Source organism: Phycicoccus mangrovi, from assembly GCF_018729305.1.
GTDB lineage: Bacteria > Actinomycetota > Actinomycetes > Actinomycetales > Dermatophilaceae > Phycicoccus > Phycicoccus jejuensis.
This window is the reverse complement of sequence record NZ_JAHHWP010000008.1, coordinates 401813-418525: the sequence shown is the minus strand read 5'-3', so window position 1 is coordinate 418525 and position 16713 is coordinate 401813. Positions and strand designations below refer to the sequence as shown.

Genomic DNA, 16713 nt, shown 5'->3' with positions numbered 1-16713 from the left:
CCGAATGGGCCTACCGGCAGGTCTTCACCAGCAACCAAGCCCGCGCCGACGCCCTTGCCCCCTGGCTCGAGCTGTACAACACTCAGCGACGCCACACCGCCCTCGGCGGACTCCCACCGACCAGCCGCCTGTCACCAACCTGATGGCCGGGTACAGCTAGAGCTTCTCGAGCGGGGCGAAGCGCAGGACGAACCGCTTGACGCCGAGCTCGCCGCCGAAGTCGACCTCGGCCTGCGTCTTGTCTCCCTCGCCGAGGGTGCGCACGACCGAGCCGAGCCCGTAGGTGTCGTGGGTGACCTTGTCGCCGGGCGCGAGCTGGATGACCGGCCGGTTGCCGGGCGAGCGCACCCCCGGCCGGGCCGCGAGGGTCGCGACGGCGGGCCGCTGGTCGCGACGCCCCACGGCCGCCGCCCCGGAGAGCTCGCGCTCCCACTCGAGCAGCTCGGCCGGGATCTCGTCGAGGAAGCGCGACGGAGGGTTGTACTGCGGTGCGCCCCACGCGGACCGGACCGCCGCGCGCGAGAGGTGCAGCCGCTCGCGGGCCCGCGTGATGCCGACGTAGGCGAGCCGCCGCTCCTCCTCGAGCTCCTTGGCGTCGCCGAGGCTGCGCAGGTGCGGGAAGGTGCCGTCCTCCATGCCGGTGAGGAACACGACGGGGAACTCCAGCCCCTTGGCCGTGTGCAGCGTCATGAGGGTGACGACGCCCTGCTCCTCGGCCTCGGCGCTGTCGGGGATCTCGTCGGCGTCGGCGACGAGCGAGACCCGCTCGAGGAAGTCCTCGAGGCTGATGACCTCGCCGGTCTCGCGGCGCGCGTCGTCGAACTCACGGGCGACGGCGACGAGCTCGGCGAGGTTCTCGACGCGGGTCTCGTCCTGCGGGTCGCGGCTCTCGCGCAGCTCGGTGAGGTACCCCGTGCGGTCGAGGATGGCCTCGAGCAGGTCGGCGACCCCGGTCTCTTCGTCGTCGCGGACGCGGCCGAGGTCCTCGAGGATCTGGGTGAAGCCGCGGATGGCGGCCACCGACCGCGTCGCGATGCCCGGCGCGTCCTCGGGCCGCCCGAGGGCCGCGACGAACGGGATGCGCTCACGCTCGGCGAGGGCGGCGACGCAGGCCTCGGCGCGGTCGCCGATGCCGCGCTTGGGGACGTTGATGACCCGCCGGAGGTTGACCGTGTCGGTGGGGTTGGACAGCACCCGCAGGTAGGCGAGCGCGTCCTTGACCTCGCGGCGCTCGTAGAACCGGGTGCCGCCGACCACCTTGTAGGGCAGCCCGACCCGCACGAACACCTCCTCGAGGGCGCGGCTCTGCGCGTTGGTGCGGTAGAAGACCGCGACGTCGCCGGGGCGGGCCTCGTGCGCGTCGGTCAGCCGGTCGATGGTGCGCGCGACGAACGAGGCCTCGTCGTGCTCGTTGTCGGCGACGTACCCGATGATCCGGGCGCCGTCGCCGCTGTCGGTCCAGAGGTTCTTCGGCCGCCGGCCCTCGTTGCGCGCGATGACGGCGTTGGCCGCCCGGAGGATCGTCTGGGTCGAGCGGTAGTTCTGCTCGAGGAGGATGGTTCGCGCCTGCGGGTAGTCCTCCTCGAACTCCTCGATGTTGCGGATCGTCGCGCCGCGGAAGGCGTAGATGGACTGGTCGGCGTCACCGACGACGACGAGCTCGCTCGGCTCGACGCCGTGCTCGGTGCGGGTCTCCTCCGACCCGACGAGCTCCTTGACCAGCTGGTACTGCGCGTGGTTGGTGTCCTGGTACTCGTCCACCATGACGTGCCGGAAGCGGCGCCGGTAGTGCTCGGCGACGTCGGGGAAGGCCTGGAACATGTGGACCGTCGTCATGATGAGGTCGTCGAAGTCCATCGCGTTGGCCTGCCGCAGCCGCCGCTGGTACTCGGTGTAGGCCTCCGCGAGGACCTGCTCCTGGTGGGTGCCCTCCTGCGCGACCCGGCTCGCGAAGGTCTCCTCGTCGACGAGCTCGTTCTTGAGGTTCGACACCTGGTGCCCGAACGCCCGCGGGTTGTAGCGCTTGGGGTCGAGGTCCATGTCGCGCAGGACCATCGCCATGAGCCGCTGGCTGTCGGCGGCGTCGTAGATGGAGAACTGCGAGCGCATCCCGACCTTGTCGGCCTCGCGGCGCAGGATGCGGACGCACGCGCTGTGGAAGGTCATGACCCACATCGCCTTGGCGCGCGGGCCCACGAGGTCGGCGACCCGCTCGCGCATCTCAGCGGCGGCCTTGTTCGTGAAGGTGATGGCGAGGACCTGGCCGGGCTGCACGCCGCGGTCGGCGAGCAGGTGAGCGATGCGGTGGGTCAGCACCCGCGTCTTGCCCGAGCCGGCGCCGGCGACGATGAGCAGGGGCGGGCCCTCGTGGAGCACTGCCTCGCGCTGCTGCGGGTTGAGCCCCTCGAGCAGGGCCGCGGCGTCGAGGCGGCGCCCCGGTCCGCCGTCGGGACCCCGCCCCTCGGCGGCCGCCTCGGCCCACGTCGGCACCCCGGCGGCGTTGACGAGGGCCGCCTGGGCGCTCGCGTGGGTCGCGGGGTCGGCAGGGTGGGTCTGGCCGAAGTCGAGGCCGTCGAAGAGGGTGCTCATCTCGGGGTCCACCCTACGTCGCGGCGCCGACGGCCCGGACATGGCGGACCCCCGGAGCGCTCGACCGGTGCAGGGGTTCCGATCGGGGCGACCCGGGGGTCTTGGCACCACGGTAGAGCCGACGCGAGCACGCCGTCTAGGGTTTGTCCAAGCAAAATTCCTCAGGGTGGAACAGCGCGGTCCGGTCAGAACCGCCGGCGGTTGCCAGTTCCCGCGAGGAGGGAGCGGACCCGGGCCCACCACGACCGGTGGTCGGCCGGCGAGCGCGGCATCGTCTGGGCCCCCGGCGAGGGCAGCACGAACGAGAGCGCCATCCCGCCGAGCCCCACCGCGAGCAGCACCCAGCGCGGGACCGAGATGAGCGTCCGGCCGTCGCCGTCGGGTCCCAGGACCCGCTGCACGACGACGAGCACGAGCACGATCAGCACGGCCCAGGCGAGCACGGCGACGACGGCGTCGAGCGGGGACCGGCCCCTCCCGACCCGGCGCCCGGCTCGCCGCTCGAGCCACAGCCCGACCGTCCACGGGTAGACCCCGCCCGCGACCGCCGCCCCGGCCACCGCCGACACGAGGAACGGGGTGACCGGGACCGCGCCGGCCCACGGAGCGGGCGAGGTGAGCGCCGTGAAGGCCACGAAGATCCCGGGGAAGGCCACGGCGGTGGCGACCATCAGCCCCAGCACCCTGAGGACACCGGGCGGTCGGGCCCACTGCGCGGCGTAGTCGGTGGGCTGGCCGAACGCCTCGACCGGGTCCTCCCCGGTGGCCTCGACGTGGGCCAGCACGTCCTGGACGACGACGCGCACCCGCGCCTCCGGCAGGCCGGCCAGCCGCAGCTGGCTCGCGAGCACCCGGCAGTACTCGAGCACGTCGACGCGCATCCCGTCGACCGGTCGCATCCCCTCCACGTCAGACCTCCAGCGCTCTCGTCATCCGGTCGGCGAAGGACGACCACCCGTCGCGGCCCTCGGCGAGGACCTGTCGCCCCGCCGGGGTCAGCGCGAAGTAGCGGCGCGCCGGGGCTCCGTCGGCCACCGTCCACTCGCTCTGCACGAGGCCGTCGTCCTCGAGCCGGCCGAGCAGCGGGTACACCGTCCCGCCGCGCAGGCCGGGCAGCCCGGCCTCGGCGAGCGAGCGGAGCAGCGAGTACCCGTACGCCGACCCCTCGCGGGCGAGCACGGCGAGCACCGCGAGGTCGAGGACCCCCTTGAGCCACTGGCTCTCGCGGTCCGGCCGCACCACCTCCCCCATGCCGCCCAGTGTCGGGCCCCTAGGTAGCGGTGTCAACTAGTCGGTGATGCGACTGCCCGACGCGCGACCGCGCGCTCCGGACCGCCCGTCGGTGCCAGGCCCTAGCGTGGGCCCATGGCCTCGCGCAAGGGTGAGTTCGGGGAGCCCGTCGTCCTCGACGTCGACGGCTTCGACGTGCGCGTCTCCAGCCCCGAGCGGGTGTACTTCCCGGCCCGCGGCGAGACCAAGCTCGACCTCGTGCAGTACTACCTGTCGGTCGGCGACGGCATCGTCCGGGCGCTGCGCGAGCGCCCGTGCATGCTCCACAGATTCCCCGACGGCGTGGCCGGCGCCAAGGTGCACCAGAAGCGGCTGCCGCGCGGCGCCCCGCCGTGGGTCGAGACCGTACGCCTGCACTTCCCGCGCTACGGCCTCCACGCGGACGAGCTGTGCGTCACGCGGCTGGCCGACGTCGCCTGGGCCTGCCAGATGAGCACCGTCGAGTTCCACCCGTGGAACAGCCGCCGCGCCGACACCGAGGCACCCGACGAGTGGCGCATCGACCTCGACCCGATGCCGGACGCGCCGTTCTCGCGGGTCCGGCGGGCCGCCCACGTCGCCCACGAGGTCCTCGACGAGCTCGGGGCCGTCGGGTGGCCGAAGACCAGTGGCGGCCACGGCCTGCACGTCTACGTCCGCATCGCGCCGGAGCACGGCTTCACCGACGTGCGCCGGGCCGCGCTCGCCTTCGCCCGCGAGGTCGAGCGGCGCCTGCCCGACGAGGTGACGACGACGTGGTGGCGCAAGGACCGCGACCCCGCCGCCGTGTTCGTCGACTACAACCAGAACGCCCGCGACCACACCATCGCCGCGGCGTACTCGGTGCGCGGCAACGAGATCGGCACGGTGTCGGCCCCGCTGCGCTGGGACGAGGTCGACGACGCCGAACCCGACGACTTCACCATCGCGACGATGCCCGCCCGCTTCGCCGAGCTCGGCGACCTCCACGCCGGCATCGACGACGCCGTCTTCGACATCTCGCCGCTCCTGGAGTGGGCCGAGCGCGACGAGGCCGCCGGGGCCGAGCCGCCGCCGGAGCCCGAGGACGACACCGGGAAGCCCTGATGGACCTCGTCGTCGCGCCCGGGCCCGGCGTGCCGCAGGGACTCACGGTCCCGGGGGCCGACCTCGTCGAGCGCTTCTCCCGCGCGTCCGGTCCCGGCGGACAGGGCGTCAACACCACCGACAGCCGCGTGGAGCTCGAGCTCGACCTCGCGGTCGTCACGGGCCTGACCGACGCCCAGCGGCGCCGGCTCGAGCGCGGCCTGGGGGCGCGTCTCGTCGACGGGCGGCTCGTCGTCACCGCCTCCGAGCACCGGCAGCAGCGGCGCAACCGGGCGGCGGCCCGCGAGCGGATGGCCGAGCTGCTGCGCGAGGCACTGGCGCCACCGCCACCGGCCCGGCGCGCGACCCGGCCGACCCGCGGCTCGGTCGAGCGGCGGCTCGACGCCAAGCGCCGACGGGCGCTCACCAAGTCCGCGCGCGGCCGGCTGCGTCCCGACGGCTGACCTGCGCGATTCGGTCATCCGGCGGCCACGGGTTACGGTCGACGGGTTTGTCCAGAGGAAGGCACCCGATGTCCGTGACCACCCGATCCGCCGAGAGCAGCCGCAGCGACCGCGGCTTCCTGGGGCACCCGACGGGCCTCTCGACGTTGTTCTTCGTCGAGCTGTGGGAGCGCTTCAGCTACTACGGCATGCGGGCGATCCTCCTGTACTTCCTCGTCGACACCGCCGCCAACGGCGGGCTCGGCATCGACGAGGCCACCGGCACCTCGGTCGTCGCGATCTACGGCTCGGCCGTCTACCTCCTCTCGGTCCTCGGTGGCTACGCGGCCGACCGGCTCGTCGGCGCGCGGCGCTCGACGCTCTACGGCGGCGTCGTCATCATGGCCGGCCACCTCAGCCTCGCCGTGCCCGCGACGCCGACCGCGTGGCTCGGCATCGCGCTGGTCGCGCTCGGCACGGGCCTGCTCAAGCCCAACATCTCGGCGATCGTCGGGCGCCTCTACGCCGACGACGACCCCCGTCGCGACGCCGGCTTCTCGATCTTCTACATGTCGATCAACCTCGGCGCGCTCTTCTCGCCGCTCGTCGTCGCCTTCCTGCGCGACCGCTTCGGCTACCACGCGGGCTTCTCGGCCGCGGCCGTCGGGATGGGCGTCGCGCTCGTCTGGTTCGTCCTCGGCCGGCGCACCCTGCGCGGCGCCGGCGACGACGTCCCCAACCCGCTCGGCGGCACCGAGCGCCGCCGGCTGCCGCTGCTCGTGCTCGGCGCGGTGGTCGCCGTCGCCCTGCTCGTCGCTCTCGCCTCGACGTGGCGCGACAGCGTGCTCCTCGCCGTCATCGACGCCATCTCGGTCCTCGCCCTCGCGACGCCGGTGGCCTACTTCGTCGTGATGTTCCGCAGCCGCAAGGTCGACGCCCAGGAGCGCACGCACCTCGCGGCGTACATCCCGCTGTGGGTCGGCGCGGTCGTCTTCTGGATGATCTTCGAGCAGGCCGCGGGCAAGATGGCCCTCTTCGCGCAGGAGCGCACCGTCACCTCCGTCGGTGGGGTGCAGGTCAACCCGGAGTGGTTCCAGTCCGTCAACCCGCTCGCGATCATCGCCCTGGCGCCGCTCTTCGGGCTGCTCTGGGTCAGGCGCGCCGGCCGCTTCCCCTCGACCCCGATGAAGTTCACCATCGGCGTCACCCTCATCGGCGTCTCGGCGCTGGCGATGGCGTGGGCCTTCGCGACCTACCAGGGCAACACCTCGCCGGTGTGGGTCCTCGGGGGCGTCTTCGTCCTCCAGACCGTGGCCGAGCTCTTCCTCTCCCCCGTCGGGCTGTCGGCCACGACGCGCCTCGCGCCGACCGCCTTCGCCTCGCAGGCGATGGCCCTGTGGTTCCTCGCCACCGCCGCCGGCCAGGCCGTGGCCGCACAGCTCATCACCGCGATGAGCGGGCTGGGCGACTCGACGTACTACCTCGTCAACGCGGCGATCACCCTCGTCGTCGCGGCCGCGATGCTCGCGCTCGTGCCGTGGGTCCGGTCCCGGATGGCCAGCGCCGAGGTCACGACCGTCTGAGGCGCACCTGCCGGGTGCGGCGTCAGCCTCGGACGAGGTCGCCCACCAGGCCGGTGACCTCCTCGGCGCAGCCCCAGGACAGGGTGACGCCGGCGCCGCCGTGCCCGACGTTCGTCACGACCGGGCGCCCGCCGACGTCGTGGACGCGCAGGTCGACGGCGGGCGCCACGGGCCGCAGCCCCACGCGCGCGCCGAGCACCTCGGCGTCCCGCAGCGCGGGGACGGCGCGACGGCACCGCTCGACGATCTGCTCGTGCTCCTGCGGGTCGGGCTCGTCGCGGTCGCCCGCGGCGTCCGACCCGCCGCAGACCACCCAGCCGCGGTGCGGCAGCACGTAGGTCATCCCGCCGGGGGCGCCGTCGTCGACGAGCCAACGGTGGAGCCCGGGGTTGGCGAGCAGCGCCACCTGGCCCCGCGACGGCGAGACCTCGAGACCCGGGAGCAGGGCGGGAGCCCGCAGACCGGCCGCGAGGACGACGACGTCGCCCGGCTGGTCACCGAGATCCTCGACGCGGCCGTCGACCAGCTCGACCCCGGCTGCGACGCAGGCGCGTTCGAGCCAGTCGAGGTACACGACCATCGCGACGAGCGGTACCCGGGCCACGACGCCGGAGGGCGCGCCCTCGGGCAGCTCGTCGGGTGTCGCGTCGCGCCATCCGGTGAGCCCCTCGGTCCACCACCGGTCGGGCCCGGCGCGCTCGACGAGGAGGCCTTCGCGCAGGGCCACCCCGGCGCCGGGGTCGGCCGCGAGCATCGTGAAGTGCCGCAGCGACGTGAGCCCCCAGCCGACGACCCGGTCGCGGGGCTCGACGTGGTACGGGAACCACAGGCCGCCGGCGACCGCCGAGACGGTGCCCGGCGACGGGACGTCCCGCACGCACCGCACCTCGTGCCCGGCGCGCGCCAGCAGCAGGGCGGACGTCAGGCCCACGACGCCACCACCGACCACGGTCACGGCTGCCACGCACCCATCGTCCCCCGTCCCGCCCCTGCGCGCAGGCAGCCCGCCACGATCCGGGCGGCGGCCGTAGAGTCACGGGATGGAGCCGCTCGACCCGCACCCCGTGACGGGCGAGCTCCTCCCCTCGCCCGTACCGCCCGGCGCCGGCTGGCCCGGTGACCCCGCCGACGCCGACACCCCCGTGGCGCGGACCGCCGCCGCCGTGCGTCGGCTCGCGGTGGCGGCGCCGGACGTGCCCGAGCTCCAGGCGCGGGTCTCGGTGTGCCGGGCCTGTCCCCGGCTCGTGCGCTGGCGCGAGGACGTGGCGACCTCCGGGCGGCGGGCCTCCTTCGCCGACCAGCCCTACTGGGGGCGGCCGGGGCCGTCGTTCGGCGACCCGCGGGCCGGCGTGCTCCTCGTGGGCCTCGCCCCCGCGGCCAACGGCACCAACCGCACCGGTCGGATGTTCACCGGCGACTCCTCGGGCGACTTCCTGTGGGCTGCGCTGCACCGCACCGGTTTCGCGGCCAAGCCGACCTCCGTCGCCGCGGGCGACGGCCAGGCTCTGACCGACCTGCGCATCGTCGCCGCGGTGCGGTGCGCGCCCCCGGCCAACAAGCCGACACCGGCCGAGCGCGCCACCTGCTCGCCGTGGCTGGAGCGCGACCTGCGGTTCGCGGAGCCCCACCTGCGGGCGATCCTCTGCCTCGGGTCGATCGGGTGGGACGCGGCGCTGGCCGGGGCGCGCGCGGTTGGGTGGGAGGTGCCCGCGCCGAAGCCGAGGTTCGGGCACGCGGCCGAGGCGACGCTCGGGCTCCCCGGGGGCCGGAGCATCCGCCTGGTCGGCAGCTACCACGTGAGCCCGCACAACACCTTCACCAAGCGGCTGACCCCCGACATGCTCGACGAGGTCCTGACCGGGCTGCGCGCGTAACCCGTTGGCGCCGTTCGACGTCGGTGGCTAGCGTTCCGGGATGATCTCCCTCGCCGCCCCGGACGTCCGCTTCCACCGGTCCTACCTCGCCGCGCAGGACGAGTTCGACGCGGCCGGCGAGGGCACCCGCGACGGCGACGGGGTCTGGGTCGAGGCGCCCGAGGGTGACTTCGCGGGGGTGGAGTTCACGCGCGCCGAGCTCGAGACGCCCGCCGGCTTCGAGCGGTTCGTCGCGCACCGGCGCGGCCAGGTCCTCGAGGACGCGCCGCGGACGCCGGGGCACGTGCCCTGCACGTTCCTCTGGGTCGTCGACGACGAGCAGCCCGACGAGCACCTCGGGTCACTCGCGATCCGGCACCGCCTCACCCCGTTCCTCATCGAGATCGGCGGCCACATCGGCTACTCCGTCCGGCCGTCGGCCCGCGGCCGGGGCATCGCCACGGAGGCGCTGCGTCTCTCGCTGCCGCTGTGCCGCGAGCTCGGGATGGACGAGGTGCTCGTGACCTGCTCCGACGACAACCTCGCGTCGGCGAGCGTCATCGAGGCCAACGGCGGTGTCCTCGAGGACGTCCGCCACCTGATGCGCCGCTACTGGATCGACCTCGCCCCCCTGACCCCTCCGCCTGCGCGGGCTACACCGCAGTAAGTGTCGTCACAGCAGCACGTACTGCGGTGTAGTGCGCGATGCGGCGCGCGCTGGAGGGGCTGTCGGACGACCGGGCCGTCCTAGGGTGGCGGCATGAGCGAGCTCCACGGACCTGCCCTCGTCGTCACCCGCGCGGGGGGCTCAGACGTCCTCGCCGTCGAGGACCGCACCGCGCCCGAGCCCGGGCCGGGCGAGGTCGTCGTCGAGGTCGCGGCGGTCGGCGTCAACTTCATCGACGTCTACCAGCGCGAGGGCGTGTACCCGATGGAGACGCCGTACGTGCTGGGCAACGAGGGCGCCGGCACCGTCGCCGCGGTCGGCGACGGGGTCGAGGACCTCGCCGAGGGCGACCGCGTCGCCTGGGCGATGTCGGTCGGCAGCGCCGCCCGGTACGCGGTCCGCAACGCCTCGACGCTCGTCCCGGTACCCGACGGCGTCGACCTCGAGACCGCGGCCGCCGTCATGCTCCAGGGGATGACCGCCCACTACCTGACGACGAGCACTTTCTCCGTCGGCCACGGCACGACGGCCCTCGTGCACGCAGCGGCCGGCGGCGTCGGCCAGCTGCTCGTGCAGATGGTCCGCGCCCGCGGCGGGGTCGTCGTCGCGACGGCCGGCGGGCCGGAGAAGTGCGCGACCGCCGAGCGGCTCGGGGCGCAGCACGTCATCGACTACCGCGCCGTCGACGACCTCGCCGCCGCCGTGCGCGAGGTCGCGCCGCAGGGCGTCGACGTCGCCTACGACGGTGTCGGGCGCGACACCTTCGACGCCTCGCTCGCCTCGCTGCGACCCCGCGGGATGCTCGCCCTCTTCGGCGCGGCGAGCGGCCAGGTGCCGCCCTTCGACCTGCAGCGCCTCAACGGCGCCGGCTCCGTCTTCGTCACGCGGCCCAGCCTCGGCCACTACCTCGCGAGCCGCGACGAGCTCGAGTGGCGGGCGCGCGAGGTGCTCGCGGCGGTCGCGGACGGCTCGCTCGAGGTGGCGGTCGGCGGCCGCTACGGGCTGGCCGACGCAGCGCGCGCGTACGACGACCTCGAGGGCCGGCGCACCCAGGGCAAGCTGCTCCTCACGCTCTGACCCCGATCCAGACCACGTGCGTATCGGGTGACCCGATACGACCGCGCTTCACCCGGGAACGGTTGTCGGGTCCAGCGCACCCGTATCGGGTGACCCGATACGCGTGTGACTCGGGGTGGGGGTTCAGGAGGCGCTGGTCCAGAGGACCGCGACGGCGGCGTTGAGGACGGCCAGCCAGCCGGCGACCTGGACCAGCTGCGGGCGCGAGCCCTGGCCCTTGCGCTCCTTGGCGGCGGCGATCTCGGCGCACGCGGCGACGGCGATCGCGACGAGCAGCTTGACGCCGATCTTCGCGTGGTTGACCGGCTCGTCACCGGCCTCGACGACGCCGACGAGCAGCAGCCCGGTCACGAGCTGGGCGCGCGCACCCCAGACGAGCGCGGGCGTGACCTTCCCCCGCGCGACGAACACGGCGCTGCCGATGATCGCGGCCATGCCGAGGAGGTGCAGCAGGACGAGGACGTGCTCGACGAACTCCATGGGCGCCAGCGTAGGGCCTGCGCCCGCACCACCCGGCGAGGCCCCGGAGCCTCAGACGAGGCGCCGCCCCATCGCCCACGCGGTCAGCTCGTGGCGCGAGGACAGCTGGAGCTTGCGCAGCACCGACGACACGTGCGTCTCGACGGTCTTGACCGAGATGAACAGCTCCTTGGCCACCTCCTTGTACTGGTAGCCGCGCGCGATGAGGCGCATCACCTCGCGCTCGCGCGCCGAGAGCCGGTCGAGCTCCTCGTCGACCTCGGCGATCTCGCCGGCCGCCGCCCCGAACGCGTCGAGGACGAACCCGGCGAGGCGCGGCGAGAAGACCGCGTCACCGTCGGCCACCCGCCGCACCGCGGTGAGCAGGTCGCGCGCCCCGATCGTCTTCGTCACGTACCCGCGCGCCCCGGCGCGGATGACCGCGATGACGTCCTCCGCGGCATCGGACACCGACAGGGCGAGGAAGCGCACCGGCGCCCCCGACGCCGTCTCGACCCCGGCGCACCCGCGGATGACGTCGCCGCCCCCGTTGCCGGACCCGCCGGGCAGGTGCACGTCGAGCAGCACGACGTCGGGCGTCTCGGCCCGGATGACGGCGATGGCGGTGTCGACGTCCGGTGCCTCGCCGACGAACTGGCACAGCGGGCTCCCGCCCGCCATCGCCTCGGTCAGCTCGGCGCGCACTCCCGTGCGAAACATCCGGTGGTCGTCGACGAGCACCACGCGGACGGGGGCCGTCGGGGCAGGGGTCTGGGCGCTGCTCATGTGTCGTCTCCTTCGATCGGTGGCAGCCGCAGCTCCACCTCGGTCCCGTCGTCGCGCCGGCGCACCCGCGCGCTGCCGCCGTGTCGTTCCATCCGCTCGAGGACCGAGCGGCGCACACCGAGCCGGTCCTCGGGCACCGCGTCGAGGTCGAAGCCGGCACCGCGGTCGCGGACGAACGCCTCGACCCCGGCCGGCCCGATCTCGACGTAGGCCGTGACCGGCGGCGCGCCGTGCCGGACGGCGTTGAGCAGCGCCTCGCGCATCGCCCGTGAGAGCGCCACCCCGTGCTGCTCGAACGGCCGGTCGCCGGTGACGACGAGGTCGACCGGCACGCCGTGGAGGTCCTCGACCTCGTGCGCGACCTCGGTGGCGAGCGCGGCGAGCGAGGCCTGCGACCCCTGCGGCCCGTCGTAGAGCCAGCTGCGCAGCTCGCGCTCCTGGGCGCGGGCGAGCCGGGTGACGGCGGCGGGGTCGGCGGACTGGCGTTGGATGAGCGCGAGGGTCTGGAGCACGGAGTCGTGCAGGTGCGCGGCGATGTCGGCCCGCTCGGTGGCCCGGACGGCGGCGTCCTGCTCGCGGCGGAAGTCGGCCCACAGCCGCAGCGCCCACGGCGCGGCGAGGATGAGCGCGCCGACGAGGACGGCGAGCGCCGCGAGCACGGCGTCCCAGAGGACGCTGACCGAGCTGCCGCGTGTCACGAGGACGAGGACGCCGACGAGGGCGAGCCCCGAGCCGAGCAGCACCCGGACCCAGCCCATCCCGTCGGGACCGCCGGTCAGCCACCGCGAGCGCTGCGTCGCGTCGAGGTTCGACCACGCCACGACCGCCCCGACGCCGATGACGAACAGCGGCAGCAGGACCGACCCGCGCGCGGTCACCCCGACCCCGGGCACGAGCAGCGCGCCACCGGCGACGACGAGGACGACGCCCGCGACGAGGAGGACGGCCCAGCGGCGGCGCTCGGACCAGGCCCGCGCCTGCACCGGGCCACCCGCGCCCGCCGGGCCGTCGGCCTCGGGGGTCAGGGCCCAGAGGAAGAGGTAGGCCGCGACCCCGGCCCCGCCGGAGAAGGCGAGGACGACCGCGGCGACGCGCACGAGCCGGCGCGAGACGCCGAGGTGGCGGGCGACGGCGTCGCACACCCCGGGCGTCCAGCCCGCCGAGCGGTCGCGGACGAGCGGCGGGCGCGACGGCGGCGGCCCGGGGAGGGGGCCTGCGTCGGTCCGCACGCGGGTCGCGGCGGGCTCGTAGGGCGTGGGCACGACTCCATCCTGACGCACGACCGGCGCCTGCGACCCGCCCGCCGGGGTCCGGTCAGGGGGTGCTCAGGGTCGACCCTCATGGCCGCCCCCCGCCCCGTGCGGCCACAGTGGTGCCATGACCGAGAGCTCCACCTCCCAGATGCCGCCGACCGGCGCGCCGTCCGCGATCGACGACGGGCTCGCCCGCCTGCGCCGCTCGAGCGTCCGCCGCGACACCGAGCGCCGCTGGTTCGGGGGCGTGTGCGCCGGCGTCGCCGCCCGCTTCGACGTCGACCCGCTCCTCATCCGGGCCGCGGCGATCGCGCTGACCGTCGCCGGCGGCATCGGGATCCCGCTTTACCTCGTGCTGTGGCTCCTCCTGCCGGACGCCCGGGGCGAGGTCCTCGCCGAGCGCGCAATCAGGGGCAGCGACGCGTGGGCCATCGTCCTGCTCGTCCTCACCGGGATCGTCCTGCTCGTCGGCGCCGTCTCGGTCCTCGGCGACGGCAACTCCTGGGGCGGCTCGCTCTGGCTGCTCGTCCCGGTCGGCCTCGTCGTGTGGTTCGTCGCGACGCGCAGCCGCACCGCCCCGACCCCGTGGGCCGGCCAGGCCCCGCCCCCTCCCCCCGCAGGAGCGACGATGTCCGCACCGCCCCCGGCGCCGCCCGCCGGCGACCCCTCGACCGCCTACCGGTACCCGCCCACGCAGCAGCCGGCCTGGGGCACACCGCCGCCGCCTCCCGGCGGGGGCTGGGCACCCCGACCCCAGGGCCCCTCCGGCGGGATGCCGGTGCCGCCGGCCCCGCCGCAGCCCCTCGGCCCGCCGCCTCCCCCGGCGCCCCGCCGGCGCCGCCCCAGCGGCTTCGTCGGCCTCGTCTCGCTCGGCCTCGTCATCGCGGTCGTCGGCCTCGTCGCCGCCGTCGCCGAGCCCCTCGGCTTCACCGGCGAGCCGGTCGTCCTCGGCCTCGCCCTCGCCCTCGCCGCGGTCTCCGCTCTCGTCCTCGGGCTCGGGGCCACCGGCCGGGCCTCCGGCTTCAGCGGGTTCCTCGTGATCGTCCTCGGGCTCGTGACGGTCGCCGCGTTCGGCGCGACGCACTCGACCGCCCGCGGCGGGGTCGGCGACCGCGTCTGGACGCCGACGGCGACCGCGCTCCCGGCGACCTACTCTCTCGGCGCCGGCGACGCGACGCTCGACCTCGGCGGCCTCGCGGCGCTGCCCGCCACCTCCGACCCCGCGACCGTCTCGGTGTCGGTGGGCGTCGGCGAGCTGACCGTCCGCGTGCCCGACGGCCTGGACGTCCGGGTCGAGAACCGCGTCGGCGTCGGCGAGCTGCGCCACGACCGCGAGAGCACCGACGGCGGGCTGGAGATGCTCGAGACCCGCTCGGGCACCGACGTCTCGCGCACCGTCTCGGTCGGCGACGCCGACCGCCCCGACCTCGTCGTGACGACCGACGTCGGCATCGGCGACGTGACCATCATCGAGGAGAGCTGACCATGACCGACGACACCACCCGCCCCCTGCGCACCGAGCTCGGGCTCGACGAAGACCCATCCACCACCACCAGCCCGCGACCGGAGCCCACCCCGACCACGCAGGGTCCTGCCCTCGGCGCGGACGAGGGGCGCACCCACCTCGAGACCGCCCCCGGGCCGGTCGAGCCCCGCTGGCGCCGCGGGCCGGCCCCCTTCGCCCTGTTGCTCGGCGTCCTCGGGCTCGTCACCGCCGGTGCGGTGCTCGTCTCCGAGGTCGCCGACGTGAGCATCCCGTGGTCCGACCTCGGGCCGTGGACGGTGGTCGCCGGCGGCGTCCTCGTCGTCCTCGTCGGCCTCCTCGGCCTGCGCGGCAGCCGGGAGCGCGAGCCCCGGGCCTAACGGCGCGGCACGAACCCGGTCGCCCGCAGCGCGTACGAGACGGTCGGCACGAGGTCGTAGCCGCCGAGCCTCCCGAGCGGGACCCACGCCGCCTCGGACGTCGACCCGCCCACGTCGTGCACGACGGGGCGGGTCGGCCGCGGGCAGCGGGCGGTGTGCAGCAGCCGGACCGCGTGGTAGTCCTCGGCGCCGCGCTCGGAGCGCCCCACCCAGTGCTGGGTCATGACGTCGACGTAGCGCACGTCGTCGACGTCCTGCCCCGTCTCCTCGTGCACCTCACGGACGACGGCCTCCCGCGGGCTCTCCCCCGCGTCGACGCCACCGCCCGGCAGGGTCCAGCGGCCCTGCGCCCCGGTGAGCGGCGCGAGGCGCGTGAGCAGGAGCCGGCCGTCGTCGACGACGACCGCGTAGGCCGCGACCCGCTGCCGCGGCTCCACGCGCGCCCGGTCCGCCTCGGAGAGACCGGGACCGCCGGGCGGCGCCGGCACCCTCGAGGTGACGGCCTCGACGCGGAAGGTGAGGACGATCGACGGCAGGACGCCCTCCACGGACGACCCCAGCGGCTCCCAGCCGCGCGCCGCGAGGCCCGCCGCCGGGTCCTCCCCGTGCGCGAGCACGAACGACACGACCTCGCGCCCTCCGCGCACCCCCCGGACGGTGATCACGGCGCGCCGGCCCGCCGGTACTCGTCGAGCGTCGCGGCGACGGTCGAGGGCCAGTCCTGGCGGGGCGGCCGCTGCCGCAGGTGCGCGCGCATCCGGCCCCGCAGGGCGTCGTCGCCGGCCAGCCGGGCGACGGCGTCGGCCACACCGGTGTCGGTGCTTGCGAGGAGGCCGTCGAGCCCGTCCTCGACGACGTCGTCCACCCCGGTGCCGGCCGGCGCGACGACGGGCAGGCCGGCGGCCCGCGCCTCGAGGGCGGCGATGCCGAACGCCTCGAGCCGCGCCGTCGTCACGTACAGGTCGCCCGAGTGGTGCAGCCGCCGCAGCCCCTCGCGGTCGAGGCGTCCGGGCATCGAGACCCAGTCGAGCTCGCGGGCGCGCAGGTAGGCCTCCATCGCCCGGCGCTGCGGACCCTCGCCGGCGACGGTGGCGCGCAGCGGCACCGCGGGGTCGAGCCGTCGGCGGGCCTCGTGGAGGGCGCCGAGCAGGGCCAGCGGCCGCTTGCGGCTGACGAGGCGCATCGCGGTGACGACGTGGACGCCGTCGTGGGTGTCCGCGGGGTCGCCCGGGTCGCCCGTGTCGTCCGGGGCGGCCCACCACGCGGCGTCGATCCCGTTGTTGAGCACCCCGACCGGGGCGCCACCCGCCGCCTCGCGCACCTGCGCCGCGGCCATCCGGGACACCGCGGTGAGCGCCACGCCGCGACCGGCCCACCGGCGCAGGTGCCCGGCGGCGCGGAAGAGCGGCACCCACCGCCCGAGCACGCAGTGCACCGTCGCGGCGACCGGCATCCCGACCCCCAGCGCCACCCGCACCGCGTCGGTGGCGAACGGGCTGACCACGCCGAGGTGTGCGTGCGCGACGTCGAACCGGCCGGCGAGGAGACGCCGGCGCAGCTCGGGCGGCGCGAAAGGGTTGACGGGCACGCCGTTCGGCAGCGGGATGGCCAGCCGGTGCACCGCCACGCCGTCCTCGACCGTGATGACGCCACCGCGCTCGCCGGCCGGGCCGGTCGTCGCCGTGAAGACCTCGACCTCGTGACCGGCCGCGGTCAGCGCGTGCGCGAGGTCGTGCACCTGCCGCTCGATGCCACCGAGCCGCGGCGGGTAGCAGTCCGACAGGAGGGCGACCTTCACGAGGGTCC

18 protein-coding genes are annotated in these 16713 nt (G+C 75.3%); 9 read left to right on the top strand and 9 right to left on the bottom strand.

The features are described from left to right. The coding region (locus KMZ30_RS06745; RefSeq protein ID WP_215512587.1) for an integrase core domain-containing protein at nucleotides 1-143 on the top strand (143 nt) is incomplete at its 5' end. Between the two features lie 13 nt (nucleotides 144-156). On the opposite strand, the gene pcrA is transcribed toward KMZ30_RS06745, so the two are convergent. The 3 genes from pcrA to KMZ30_RS06730 all read right to left on the bottom strand — a co-directional run bounded on the left by pcrA (nucleotide 157) and on the right by KMZ30_RS06730 (nucleotide 3840). Further along, on the bottom strand, nucleotides 157-2589 hold the full coding sequence (pcrA, locus tag KMZ30_RS06740; RefSeq protein ID WP_215512548.1) for a DNA helicase PcrA: 2433 nt from the start codon (nucleotides 2587-2589) through the stop codon (nucleotides 157-159). A 185-nt stretch (nucleotides 2590-2774) separates the two neighbouring features. Continuing rightward, nucleotides 2775-3488: a hypothetical protein gene (locus KMZ30_RS06735; RefSeq protein ID WP_215512547.1), complete on the bottom strand. Its 714-nt coding sequence runs from the start codon at nucleotides 3486-3488 to the stop codon at nucleotides 2775-2777. A 10-nt stretch (nucleotides 3489-3498) separates the two neighbouring features. Beyond that, nucleotides 3499-3840 (bottom strand): PadR family transcriptional regulator, encoded by a 342-nt coding sequence (locus KMZ30_RS06730; RefSeq protein WP_215512546.1) that lies wholly within the window; start codon nucleotides 3838-3840, stop codon nucleotides 3499-3501. A 114-nt stretch (nucleotides 3841-3954) separates the two neighbouring features. On the opposite strand from KMZ30_RS06730, the gene ligD reads away from it, so the two are divergent. The 3 genes from ligD to KMZ30_RS06715 all read left to right on the top strand — a co-directional run bounded on the left by ligD (nucleotide 3955) and on the right by KMZ30_RS06715 (nucleotide 6949). Beyond that, complete coding sequence (ligD, locus tag KMZ30_RS06725; RefSeq protein WP_215512545.1) at nucleotides 3955-4944, top strand: non-homologous end-joining DNA ligase; 990 nt, start codon at nucleotides 3955-3957, stop codon at nucleotides 4942-4944. Then, nucleotides 4944-5387, top strand: a complete 444-nt coding sequence (gene arfB, locus KMZ30_RS06720) for an alternative ribosome rescue aminoacyl-tRNA hydrolase ArfB (RefSeq protein WP_372447510.1) — start codon at nucleotides 4944-4946, stop codon at nucleotides 5385-5387. The genes ligD and arfB overlap by 1 nt, the downstream gene beginning before the upstream one ends. Before the next feature lie 68 nt (nucleotides 5388-5455). Next, the gene (locus tag KMZ30_RS06715) at nucleotides 5456-6949 is read left to right on the top strand and encodes a peptide MFS transporter (RefSeq protein WP_215512544.1); all 1494 of its coding nucleotides are present in this window, start codon (nucleotides 5456-5458) and stop codon (nucleotides 6947-6949) included. A gap of 22 nt (nucleotides 6950-6971) precedes the next feature. Here the strand turns inward: KMZ30_RS06715 and KMZ30_RS06710 are convergent, their stop codons facing one another. Next, nucleotides 6972-7913 carry an NAD(P)/FAD-dependent oxidoreductase gene (locus KMZ30_RS06710; protein WP_215512543.1) on the bottom strand — a complete coding sequence of 314 codons (942 nt, stop codon included), beginning with the start codon at nucleotides 7911-7913 and terminating at the stop codon, nucleotides 6972-6974. 76 nt (nucleotides 7914-7989) lie between these two features. On the opposite strand from KMZ30_RS06710, the gene KMZ30_RS06705 reads away from it, so the two are divergent. The 3 genes from KMZ30_RS06705 to KMZ30_RS06695 all read left to right on the top strand — a co-directional run bounded on the left by KMZ30_RS06705 (nucleotide 7990) and on the right by KMZ30_RS06695 (nucleotide 10546). After that, nucleotides 7990-8823, top strand: coding sequence for a uracil-DNA glycosylase (locus KMZ30_RS06705; protein ID WP_215512542.1), 834 nt, complete (start codon nucleotides 7990-7992; stop codon nucleotides 8821-8823). A 40-nt stretch (nucleotides 8824-8863) separates the two neighbouring features. Then, the gene (locus tag KMZ30_RS06700; RefSeq protein WP_215512541.1) at nucleotides 8864-9469 is read left to right on the top strand and encodes a GNAT family N-acetyltransferase; all 606 of its coding nucleotides are present in this window, start codon (nucleotides 8864-8866) and stop codon (nucleotides 9467-9469) included. 93 nt (nucleotides 9470-9562) lie between these two features. Next, nucleotides 9563-10546, top strand: a complete 984-nt coding sequence (locus KMZ30_RS06695) for a quinone oxidoreductase family protein (protein ID WP_215512540.1) — start codon at nucleotides 9563-9565, stop codon at nucleotides 10544-10546. Between the two features lie 123 nt (nucleotides 10547-10669). On the opposite strand, the gene KMZ30_RS06690 is transcribed toward KMZ30_RS06695, so the two are convergent. The 3 genes from KMZ30_RS06690 to KMZ30_RS06680 are packed head-to-tail and all read right to left on the bottom strand — an operon-like array spanning nucleotide 10670 to nucleotide 13053. After that, nucleotides 10670-11026: a hypothetical protein gene (locus tag KMZ30_RS06690; protein ID WP_215512539.1), complete on the bottom strand. Its 357-nt coding sequence runs from the start codon at nucleotides 11024-11026 to the stop codon at nucleotides 10670-10672. Between the two features lie 51 nt (nucleotides 11027-11077). Then, nucleotides 11078-11791 (bottom strand): LuxR C-terminal-related transcriptional regulator, encoded by a 714-nt coding sequence (locus tag KMZ30_RS06685; protein WP_215512538.1) that lies wholly within the window; start codon nucleotides 11789-11791, stop codon nucleotides 11078-11080. Continuing rightward, on the bottom strand, nucleotides 11788-13053 hold the full coding sequence (locus KMZ30_RS06680; RefSeq protein WP_308279686.1) for an ATP-binding protein: 1266 nt from the start codon (nucleotides 13051-13053) through the stop codon (nucleotides 11788-11790). Before KMZ30_RS06680 ends, KMZ30_RS06685 begins: the two co-directional genes overlap by 4 nt. A 115-nt stretch (nucleotides 13054-13168) precedes the next feature. On the opposite strand from KMZ30_RS06680, the gene KMZ30_RS06675 reads away from it, so the two are divergent. Together KMZ30_RS06675 and KMZ30_RS06670 are read left to right on the top strand one after the other, a co-directional pair. Further along, a complete protein-coding gene (locus KMZ30_RS06675; RefSeq protein WP_215512537.1) occupies nucleotides 13169-14527 on the top strand; it encodes a PspC domain-containing protein in 1359 nt (452 codons plus the stop codon). 2 nt (nucleotides 14528-14529) lie between these two features. Beyond that, nucleotides 14530-14907, top strand: coding sequence for a hypothetical protein (locus KMZ30_RS06670; protein ID WP_215512536.1), 378 nt, complete (start codon nucleotides 14530-14532; stop codon nucleotides 14905-14907). Here KMZ30_RS06670 and KMZ30_RS06665 read toward each other — a convergent pair. Beyond that, nucleotides 14904-15554 (bottom strand): NUDIX hydrolase, encoded by a 651-nt coding sequence (locus KMZ30_RS06665; RefSeq protein WP_308279685.1) that lies wholly within the window; start codon nucleotides 15552-15554, stop codon nucleotides 14904-14906. The genes KMZ30_RS06670 and KMZ30_RS06665 overlap by 4 nt on opposite strands. A 14-nt stretch (nucleotides 15555-15568) precedes the next feature. After that, nucleotides 15569-16705: a glycosyltransferase family 4 protein gene (locus KMZ30_RS06660; RefSeq protein WP_308279684.1), complete on the bottom strand. Its 1137-nt coding sequence runs from the start codon at nucleotides 16703-16705 to the stop codon at nucleotides 15569-15571. Between the last annotated feature and the right edge of the window lie 8 nt (nucleotides 16706-16713).

What these genes read in the sequence shown, in the direction of transcription:
- KMZ30_RS06695 (WP_215512540.1), top strand. Translation starts at nt 9,563, where the DNA reads ATGAGCGAGCTCCACGGACCTGCCCTCGTCGTCACCCGCGCGGGGGGC.
- KMZ30_RS06700 (WP_215512541.1), top strand. Translation starts at nt 8,864, where the DNA reads ATGATCTCCCTCGCCGCCCCGGACGTCCGCTTCCACCGGTCCTACCTC.
- KMZ30_RS06730 (WP_215512546.1), bottom strand. Translation starts at nt 3,840, where the DNA reads ATGGGGGAGGTGGTGCGGCCGGACCGCGAGAGCCAGTGGCTCAAGGGG.
- KMZ30_RS06735 (WP_215512547.1), bottom strand. Translation starts at nt 3,488, where the DNA reads ATGCGACCGGTCGACGGGATGCGCGTCGACGTGCTCGAGTACTGCCGG.
- KMZ30_RS06705 (WP_215512542.1), top strand. Translation starts at nt 7,990, where the DNA reads ATGGAGCCGCTCGACCCGCACCCCGTGACGGGCGAGCTCCTCCCCTCG.
- KMZ30_RS06675 (WP_215512537.1), top strand. Translation starts at nt 13,169, where the DNA reads ATGACCGAGAGCTCCACCTCCCAGATGCCGCCGACCGGCGCGCCGTCC.
- KMZ30_RS06690 (WP_215512539.1), bottom strand. Translation starts at nt 11,026, where the DNA reads ATGGAGTTCGTCGAGCACGTCCTCGTCCTGCTGCACCTCCTCGGCATG.
- KMZ30_RS06685 (WP_215512538.1), bottom strand. Translation starts at nt 11,791, where the DNA reads ATGAGCAGCGCCCAGACCCCTGCCCCGACGGCCCCCGTCCGCGTGGTG.
- arfB (WP_372447510.1), top strand. Translation starts at nt 4,944, where the DNA reads ATGGACCTCGTCGTCGCGCCCGGGCCCGGCGTGCCGCAGGGACTCACG.
- pcrA (WP_215512548.1), bottom strand. Translation starts at nt 2,589, where the DNA reads ATGAGCACCCTCTTCGACGGCCTCGACTTCGGCCAGACCCACCCTGCC.
- KMZ30_RS06670 (WP_215512536.1), top strand. Translation starts at nt 14,530, where the DNA reads ATGACCGACGACACCACCCGCCCCCTGCGCACCGAGCTCGGGCTCGAC.
- KMZ30_RS06715 (WP_215512544.1), top strand. Translation starts at nt 5,456, where the DNA reads ATGTCCGTGACCACCCGATCCGCCGAGAGCAGCCGCAGCGACCGCGGC.
- ligD (WP_215512545.1), top strand. Translation starts at nt 3,955, where the DNA reads ATGGCCTCGCGCAAGGGTGAGTTCGGGGAGCCCGTCGTCCTCGACGTC.